The organism is Streptomyces sp. LS1784 (assembly GCF_020103755.1).
GTDB lineage: Bacteria > Actinomycetota > Actinomycetes > Streptomycetales > Streptomycetaceae > Kitasatospora.
The window spans coordinates 1-8,385 of sequence record NZ_JAHSQD010000369.1; the positions used below are offsets into that span (position 1 = coordinate 1).

Below are 8,385 nucleotides of genomic sequence, written 5' to 3' on the forward strand. Positions count from 1 at the left end.
CGCCCGCTCCGCCGCCCCGGGGCGCGGCAAGCGCCCGTCCGGCACGTCCGCAGCGCGCCCGTCCCGCCCACGCCGTCCACCCGCGCAGCGCGGCGTCACCGTGGTGACGACCATGACCCCGTCCGTGGTGATCTTCGCGATGATCGTGAGTACGGTTGTGCGGGTGGTTGTGCGGGCACAGGTTCACGCCCTGAGCGTGGACGCCAGCCTCCTCAGGGCCTACGGTGGCACATCAACTGCCTTGCAGTCACAGCCGTCCCACACCGGCTGACCAGCTGCGACGCGCTCGCACCTACGACTCTCCCGCCACTGCGCAGCACCGCCCCGCCGGCCCCCGCCCGGCCGTCCCGCCGCCGCGCCCGACGCCGGTCGCCACCGGAACCGGCCTGGCGGCGGCGGGTTCCGGGCATTCCATCGGATTGGTCACCCAGCGCACCTAGGGCCTACCGTAGAGTGAGCACAGATGATCGACCGCCAGAAACCCATCTCCCTTTCCGAGAAGCCGAGATGACCAACCGTCACGAGAGTTCAGCCGAGCCGCCCCCGGGGCCCGGCGAGCCGGCGGACGTACCACTGGAGTTCACCGCGTTCTGCGAACTCCACCGCCCCCGGTACCTCAGCTACGCGCGCGTGTGGCTGACCGAGCACAGCGCCGCGGCCATCGCCGTCCAGCAGGCCTTCGCGGAAATCGCGGTGAACTGGCGGGAGTTGATGGGCAGCTCCAACCCGACCGCGCACGCCTGGGAGATCCTGCGCGGCACCGTCGCCGAACACACCCGCCAGGTGACCGCCGACCCGGACCGCCACCCGGCCGACGACGACCTGGCGATCCTGCACTACGTCGTCGGCCTCGCCGCCCCCGAGATCGCCGACGTCATCGGCACCGACGCCGCCAGCGTCGCCGGACGGCTGCGCCGCACCATGCTGCGGGAGGCCTCCGGCTGGTGACCCCGCAGCCCGGCCCTTCCGGGGACGGCCCTTCCGGGGACGGCCGTTCCGGGGGCGGCCCTTCCGGGGAGGGCCTCAGGCCCGCTCGCCCGTCACGTCGAACAGATGGTGCACCGGGTCGTGGATCAGGTACCGGGAGAACGACTCGACCGTGAACCGCGCCCCGTCGCTGCGGTTCCCGGTCCGCCCCCACTGCGCGCCGGCCACCCGCTCGAAGGCCGCGGCAAGCGTCTCGGCGGCCTCCTCCAGCTCCCCGGCCACCACCCGCGGGTCCTGCTCGCCGTAGCGCTCGGCGACGGCCGTCTCGTCCTGGTCCCAGTTGGGGAACAGCGGGCCGTCCTGGTCCAGCATCAGGTTCAGCCGGACGTGGAACAGCCGGAAGACGTCCCGGACGTGGCACGCGTACTCCAGGTCCGACCACACCCCCGGGGCCGGCCGCCCGCGCAGCCCGTCCGCGTCCCCCGCCAGCACCGTCAACCAGCCCTCCGCATTGGCCCGGACCATCCCGGCGACGTCCTCCCGGACCACCTTCGGGGTGTCCAACCCGCAGTCGGGGCAGGGGCGTTCCAGCACCCAGGTCCAGTCCTTGGTGTCCGGGACGATCCCGTCGGTGGTGGTGGTGGCGGCGATCGGCGCGTTCTCGACCGGCGTGCTCTCAGGAGTGCTCATGGGCCCAGCATCTCCGCCGCCCGGGGACCCCCACCAGCGGCAATGACGCCAGCCGTCGCCGAAATGCTGCCACCCCCGGCGCACTCACCCGGCGCAGTCCCCCATCACGCGCCCCCATCTCCGCGCGCACACCAGCCCGGTGCACGCCCGCACACCACCCGCCACCCACCACCCGCCGGGCCGAAAATGCATGGACGAACCGGAAACCGACCGTCCACCCTGACTACCATGACCGCCGACGCCGCCGATCGCACCGATCTCGCCGCCCTCGCCGTGAAGCCCACCCTGCACGGCCCCACCATCCGGCTCGTCCCCCTCGACGAACGGCACACCGACCCGATGTGGGAACTCTGCGCCGACGAGGCGACCAACCGGCTCACCGGCACCCGCACCGTCTTCACCCGCGACCGGATCCACCAGTGGTGCACCACCCGCCCCGAACAGCCCGACCGCCTCGACCTCGCCGTCGAAGACCCCGCCACCGGTCGCTTCCTCGGCGAGACCGCCCTCACCGACGTCGACCCGGACAACTCCTCAGCCAGCTTCCGGATCGCCCTCGCCCCGGACTGCACCGGCCGCGGCATCGGCACCGAGACCACCCTCCTGGTCCTGCGCCACGCCTTCGAGACCATCCGCCTCAACCGCGTCCACCTCGAAGTCTTCGAGTACAACGAACGCGCCGCCCACTCCTACCGCAAGTCCGGCTTCACCCTCGAAGGCCGCGCCCGCCAGGCCCACCACTGGGACGACCGCTACTGGGACGTCCTCCAGATGGCCGCCCTACGCGACGAATGGCTCGCCACTCACTGATACGGCCCCCCGCGCGGCGGCTGCTGATACGGCCCCGGCCCGTACGCCCCGGCCGCCGGCCGCCGCCGCCGTGCCCGCACGACGAACACCACGACGACGCCGATCACCACTGCCAAACCACCGGCCGCCGCCCCCACGACAACCCCCATCCCGTTCCCGCTGCTCCCCCCACCATCCGCCCCGGGGGCGACAGCCTCCTCCGACGCCCCGTCCGTCGGATCGTCCACCGGCGGCGCCCCCTGCGACTCCTTCCGCCCCGCCAAGGGATTCTCCCGAGGCCCGTTGTCCACGACAGGATTCGCCTCCAACGCCTTCGCCGGCGCCAGAACCCCGTACCCGTACCGGTCATTCGGCACCGCAGACCCGTCAACCGGAGGAGTGGCCGTCTTGATCATCCGATTGACCACCTGCCCAGCCGACAGGTTCGGGTACTTGGCCCTGATCAACGCCGCAGTGGCGGACACGTAGGCAGTGGAATCCGAGGTGCCGTTGGCCACTCCGTACCCTGCCGAGGACTTCGCACTCGCCCGGTAGACCTCCGCTCCGGGAGCTGTCAGCGTGGTCTCCGGTCCGTACGTCGACTTCTCCCACAAGTGTCCCTGCCGGTCCACCGCACCAACCGCCACCACACCCGGAAACGCCGCCGGGTATTCAACCGGCGCAGCCTGTTGTCCGCTGTTCCCGTTGGACGCGACGAGGACCACATCGTGGTCGACGGCGTACTTGACCGCCGCCCTGGTCTCCTGATCGGTCCCCGAGTAGCCGCCAAGCGACATGTTGATCACCTTGGCACCGCGGTCCACTGCGAACCGGATGCCTCTTGCCAGACCGCTCTGCGCCACGGCGTCCGTGGAGCTCCAGCTCACCCTCACTGGAAGGACCTTGGCCTTGGGCGCCAAGCCCATGATTCCCGCATTGTCACCATGTCCATGGCCTGCGATGAGGCTGGCCATCCCGGTGCCATGGCCGTCCTTGTCGACCGTGCCATCGCTGCCCTCACCACTGAAGTCGGCGCCGGGCAGGATCTGACCAACCAGATCCTGATGGTCCTTCATCACGCCGCTGTCGATGACGGCGACGGTGACACCATCGCCCTGCGACACCGGCCACAGCGCACTGTCGGCTCGGTAGCTGGCCAGCACCCATTGGGCGTCACGGGTGCCGTCCGCACAGGCCGGCCCCACCCCGATCGCAGCGACCAGGCCGCCTGCTGTCAGCGCGGCCACCCCACGCCCAAGCCGCCATTCTCCCAAGGCCGGTCACCCCACTCAGCACGGCGGTAGCCCCTGTGGTCCACAAACCACGAGGGCCCCGATCGAATCACCTGGTCTCCTGAAGAACCAGGGTCATTTCACCACGTTCGGATTGGCGGAATCCCCTGACGCCCAGGTCTCCTCGTCCTCCACCAGGAAGTCCGGCCGCTTTCGAGCCTTCTCCTTGTCCTTGGCGCGCCCGTGAGCCCCGCCGAACGGGACTGCGGACCCCGAGGATGCTCCAGAGGCAGCGGTCGACTCCGTCCGAGGCCGGTTGCGCTGCCCCAAGCCGGAACCGCCCTCGGTGAAGGCCCTCTTGCCGCCAGGAGCCGCTTCACCCGCAGACGCCTTGCCCCCTGGTACCGCGCGCCCGCCGTCGCCGACTACGGTGCCGCCCGTTCGGCCGGCTCCGGGGCCGACCGGGCCAGGGCTGCCTCCGTGGATACCCTCAGCGCCCCGCGCAGAGCCGCCACGAACATCGCCCGGCGCTCCCCGCTGGTCATTCCGGCCGGTCGTCCCCCGCTCGACGAGTGTCTGCTTCTCTCGCCCGCCGGCGAACAGGCCGGGCATCGGTTCTCCCTTACCGGGCCCGAGCCACGTGGGGCCAGCACCGGCCTGTGGCCCAGACGCGGTGGGGGCCGGCGTGCCCGTGACACCGACCGGTGACGGCCCAGCCGCTGTGGGCTTCGAAACGGTGTTCACTCCGTCGACGGCGGTTCCCGCGCCGTAGTTGGCCGCCTCCGGCTTCCCTGACGCCTTGGCCGTTCCGCCCTTGATCCCGGGTTCCGGCGGAATCGGCGTGCTTCCTGAGGCTGACGACGACTTAGGAGCGACACCGCCGTTGCTCACGCTACGGGTCCGGGGCGCTGTCGGGGCATCCACCGGCCTGCTGAAGGACCCTCCGACCGAATGCACGTTGCCTGCGCCCATGCCGGTCATCACACCGCCCACTGCAACGAACGCACTCTGATCACCGGCCGCCTGGTCGGAGAAGTCGTCCCGTCCCCCGGGTTTCACCGGTGGCTTCTTCGGGTCGTACGGCGGCGGGGACTTCAGGGCCGGGGTGGCGATGCGGTAGTGCATGGCGAGGGTTTGCATGATGGCGGCCGCTTCGGCCTTCTTGCGGTCGGCGAGGGGGATGTGTTCGTCGTCGTCGCCGAAGAAGGCGTCGCCGACGGTGTCCTTGACCTTGTCCCAGTTGCCGGGTTCCTCGGGCATGTCGCGCTTGGCCTTGGCCATGGCCTCGGAGGTGTTGTGGAGGATGTTGGCCGCGTCGTTGGCATAGGCGGCGGCGTTGTTGATGCTGGCGGCCAGGGCGAGCATGCGGTTGTGGAAGGCGTCGCTGGTGGTGCCTTCCCAGGAGGTGGCGGCTTCGGTGCTGGCCTTGGTGAGGGTCAGGCGGATCTGCTTGAGGGTGTCGGCGGCCCTGCGCCAGGGGTCGCCGGCGGCCATCACCGCGCCGGGGTCGAGGGCCTGCGCCATCTTCCGGAGCTGGGCGTGGCTGTACTTGGTGAAGTCGGTGTAGACCACGGGCGGTCGGCCTCCGTTCGGGTCCGGGCGGGCGGCGGTCAGACGGTGGCGTTGCCACGGTTGGAGGGGGTGTGGTTCTGCTGGGCCGCGGCCTGGCTGCTCGCGGAGGGGTGGGCGACGGACCAGCCGTCCTCGCCGAGCTTGAGTTTGGCGGCGGTGTGCTGGTCCTGCTCCTCGTAGTTGGTGGCGGTGAGGTCGGCCTTCTGCTGGGCCTCGTTCACGGCTTCCTGGAGCTGGTTGAGGACGTCGCGCAGCGCGTCCCGCATGGTGCCGTAGCGGCCGTGGATCTCGGTGGCCTCGGCGAAGGCCCCGAAGGCGTTCTTGCCGATGCCGCTGCGGCCGTACGCGTCGGTGCCGTCGGCGTGCTTCTGGAAGTCGGCGAGCAGCAGCCGTACTTGGCCGGCGAAGGTGCGGAGCTGTTCGACCTCGATGCGGTAGCCCTGTCCGGCTCCGCCGGTAGAACCGGTACCGGTGGTCCCTGATCCCATTTCGGCGCCTCCCCCGTGCGTCCGTCCCTGGCGGTCGGGGCCGGGCCCCGGTGTCTCATGTCTAACACACCGGGCCCGAATCCCGCCCGGGGCATGGTCAGTTCGCGGTCGTCCCGGTCCGCTGGGCGTCTGCGAGGGCGCGCCGGCAGAGGGAGTCCGCGTGCCTGGTGGTTTCGGGGAGGCGGTAGTGACGGGCGAGGTCGAGGGTGGTGCGGACGGCGGTGTCGAGGCCGGTCCGGTGTCCGACGGAGACGAAGACGGGCTTCACGCCGGCCCTGGTGCGTACGGCGCGGCCGACCTCCTCGCCGGTGGCGGGGTCGGTGAGCGGGGTCCAGGAGCCGCGTGCCGCGCCGGGTTCGTGGTGGTCGAAGGTGAAGGGGGTCTTGGCGACGCCGAGGGTGCGCAGCCCGGTGAGGACGCCGAGGTGGCTGGCGAGGCCGAGGCGGCGGGGGTGGGCGAGGCCGTAGCCGTCGCAGACGACGGTGTCGGGGGTGCGGGTGAGTGCGGCCAACGCGTCCAGGACGGCGGGGAGTTCGCGGAAGGCGAGCAGCCCGGGGACGTACGGGAAGGCGATCCGGCCGACGGCGGTGGCCTGTTCCATCACGTCCAGGGTGTCCCGGTCGAGCAGGACGGCCGCGGCGGCGACGAGGTCGCGGTCGTCGTCGTAGGCGACGTCCACGCCCGCGATCAACCGGCCGGGCCCCTCGTCGTCGCGCCCTTCGTCGTCGTGGGCCTGGACGAGCGGGCGCAGCCGCTCCTGTTCGGCGAGCGCCTCGGCCTCGGTGGTGGGCCAGTCGGCGGGGATGGGCATGGTCGGTTCCCCCGGGTGTGGTGGTGTGCGGTGGTGCGTGGTGTCGACATGGTTCCGGTTCACCGTACCGACCGGGCCGGACGACCCCGGGATGAGACCGTGCGCCCCCTGTGCCCCCGCGCCCGGCGTCTAGCCTGGACGTACCCGCTTCCCCCGCGGGGTAGGACCACCGGAACCGTCACCACTCCCGCCCGTTTCCCCCGACGTGCGAAGGACCTCTGCCATGCCGCGCCCCTCCGTCGCCCAGGCCTGCCTCGGCTCGTTCACCGTCGTCGCCACCACGGTGGCACTGCTGGCCGTCTCGGGCGCCTCGGGCGTGCTGGCGGTCTCGGTGCTGGTGGGGTTCGCACTGGCGCTCGGCACCGTGGTGACGCTGCTCTCGATGTCAGCCGCCGCGGCCGGGGCCGGAGCCGTGGAGGCGGGCCCCGCGGACCCGGCCGGGGCGGCCGGACCCGCTCCGGCCGCTGCCGGACACGCGTACGCCCGGCAGCGCTGATCCGCCGCCGGGCGCAGGCGCGTCCCGCGTCGCCGCTCAGACCTCCGTGGTGACGACCACGGTCTTCGCGGCCTTGTCGTGCAGGCACTGCCGGTAGGGCGTGTCGAAGACGCCGAAGAGTCCGTCGATGATCCACCAGAGCGCGGCGCAGCAGAGCACGGCCGGGACGATGAAGACCGCGGCGCGGGTCCAGGCGGCGGACTGGGTGGGCTTGTTCCCGTCGACGAGCATGGCGACGCGGATCTTCATCGCCTTCTTGCCGAGGGTCTGGCCGTCCCGGCTGAGCATCAGGGCCTCGTAGACGAAGTAGATGGTGCAGCCGAGCCAGAACGCCTCGGTGGAGCCGTTGCGCGCGCCGAGGTCGACGAAGGGCCCCACGATGATCACGGCGACGGCCTGCACCAGGACGTAGTCGATCAGCCGGGCGAGGATCCGCCTGGGCCAGGTGCCGATCGGCGGCATGCCGGGGACGGGGCCTGCGCCGGGGGTGCCGTACGCGCCGGGGCCGTAGCCGGGCGGCGGCTGGTCGTACGGAGGCCGGCCGTACGGGTTCCGGTAGGGGTCCTGACCGGGGGTCGGGCCGCCGCTCCCGCCGTAGGTGCCCTGGTAGGCGCCGGGGCCGCCGGACGTGTCGCTGGACGGGGTCGGGCCCGACGGCTCGCCTTCCGGCGTGCCGCCGCCCGGCTGCGGGGGCTGCTTGTCGAAGGAGGGCTTGCCGCCCCCCTCCGGCTGGGGGCCTGAGGGGTCGTGGGTGCTCATGCCCCCGAGTAGAACATCGCACATTCTGGATGTTCGGGACATTTTGTCCGTTTTGCACGGGCCCTGCGGGCCTCAGCCGCGCACCACCCGGGTACGGGCCGCGCGGTCCTGCCAGCCCCGCCGCGCCGTACGGTCGAACACCGGCCAGACCAGGCCGAGCAGCAGCACCGCACCCAGTTGCCGCACGGCCCACCGGAGCAGTGAACGGCCGAGGCTCAGCCGGGTCCGGGTGGCCGGGGCGGCGGCGTCCACCACGCGGATCCGGGCCAGCCGCTTGCCGAAGGTCTGGCCGGTGCGGGCGACCGGCAGCACCTCGTAGAGCAGGCTGACGAACAGCAGGATGCCGATCAGCACGGCGATCTTGCCCAGCACCACGTCGTCCACCAGCCAGACCTGGACCTGGCGCCGAGTGAGGGCGCTGGCCATCCGGGCCTGGTCGAGCTTCCGGTGGAGGTGGTCGGAGACCGAGCGGCCGAGCGGAATCCCGGCGGCGACCGCGACCACCAGCAGCACGGCGGTGTCCACCGTCCGCGCCGCCAGCCGACGGCCGAGACCGGCCGGCCCGGCGACCCGGGCGACCCGGGCGGTCCGGGCCGCCCGGGAGGGCGCGGGGGCGGGGCC

11 protein-coding genes are annotated in these 8,385 nt (G+C 72.1%); 4 read left to right on the plus strand and 7 right to left on the minus strand.

Translation table 11 applies throughout. The features are described 5' to 3' along the window. The coding region (locus KS423_RS31175; RefSeq protein ID WP_224283118.1) for a hypothetical protein at positions 1 to 271 on the plus strand (271 nt) is incomplete at its 5' end. A gap of 236 nt (positions 272 to 507) precedes the next feature. Next, positions 508 to 948 (plus strand): hypothetical protein, encoded by a 441-nt coding sequence (locus KS423_RS31180; protein ID WP_224283119.1) that lies wholly within the window; start codon positions 508 to 510, stop codon positions 946 to 948. Between the two features lie 75 nt (positions 949 to 1,023). Here the strand turns inward: KS423_RS31180 and KS423_RS31185 are convergent, their stop codons facing one another. After that, positions 1,024 to 1,617: a DinB family protein gene (locus tag KS423_RS31185; RefSeq protein ID WP_224283120.1), complete on the minus strand. Its 594-nt coding sequence runs from the start codon at positions 1,615 to 1,617 to the stop codon at positions 1,024 to 1,026. A 228-nt stretch (positions 1,618 to 1,845) separates the two neighbouring features. Here KS423_RS31185 and KS423_RS31190 point away from each other — a divergent pair, with 228 nt between their 5' ends. Continuing rightward, positions 1,846 to 2,427, plus strand: a complete 582-nt coding sequence (locus KS423_RS31190) for a GNAT family N-acetyltransferase (RefSeq protein ID WP_224283121.1) — start codon at positions 1,846 to 1,848, stop codon at positions 2,425 to 2,427. On the opposite strand, the gene mycP is transcribed toward KS423_RS31190, so the two are convergent. The 4 genes from mycP to KS423_RS31210 form a co-directional block, all read right to left on the minus strand. Further along, positions 2,421 to 3,653, minus strand: a complete 1,233-nt coding sequence (mycP, locus tag KS423_RS31195) for a type VII secretion-associated serine protease mycosin (RefSeq protein ID WP_224283122.1) — start codon at positions 3,651 to 3,653, stop codon at positions 2,421 to 2,423. The two genes, KS423_RS31190 and mycP, sit on opposite strands and share 7 nt — an antisense overlap. Before the next feature lie 120 nt (positions 3,654 to 3,773). Continuing rightward, positions 3,774 to 5,210 (minus strand): WXG100 family type VII secretion target, encoded by a 1,437-nt coding sequence (locus KS423_RS31200; protein ID WP_224283123.1) that lies wholly within the window; start codon positions 5,208 to 5,210, stop codon positions 3,774 to 3,776. Positions 5,211 to 5,248: 38 nt separating this feature from the next. Then, the gene (locus tag KS423_RS31205; protein WP_224283124.1) at positions 5,249 to 5,698 is read right to left on the minus strand and encodes a hypothetical protein; all 450 of its coding nucleotides are present in this window, start codon (positions 5,696 to 5,698) and stop codon (positions 5,249 to 5,251) included. 97 nt (positions 5,699 to 5,795) lie between these two features. Then, positions 5,796 to 6,509, minus strand: coding sequence for an endonuclease V (locus KS423_RS31210; protein ID WP_224283125.1), 714 nt, complete (start codon positions 6,507 to 6,509; stop codon positions 5,796 to 5,798). Between the two features lie 223 nt (positions 6,510 to 6,732). Between KS423_RS31210 and KS423_RS31215 the strand changes: the two genes are divergently transcribed. Continuing rightward, on the plus strand, positions 6,733 to 7,005 hold the full coding sequence (locus tag KS423_RS31215) for a hypothetical protein (RefSeq protein ID WP_224283126.1): 273 nt from the start codon (positions 6,733 to 6,735) through the stop codon (positions 7,003 to 7,005). 36 nt (positions 7,006 to 7,041) lie between these two features. Here KS423_RS31215 and KS423_RS31220 read toward each other — a convergent pair whose 3' ends face one another. Together KS423_RS31220 and KS423_RS31225 are read right to left on the minus strand one after the other, a co-directional pair. Continuing rightward, positions 7,042 to 7,764: an RDD family protein gene (locus KS423_RS31220; protein ID WP_224283127.1), complete on the minus strand. Its 723-nt coding sequence runs from the start codon at positions 7,762 to 7,764 to the stop codon at positions 7,042 to 7,044. Between the two features lie 72 nt (positions 7,765 to 7,836). Then, the coding region (locus KS423_RS31225) for an RDD family protein (RefSeq protein ID WP_224283128.1) at positions 7,837 to 8,385 on the minus strand (549 nt) is incomplete at its 5' end.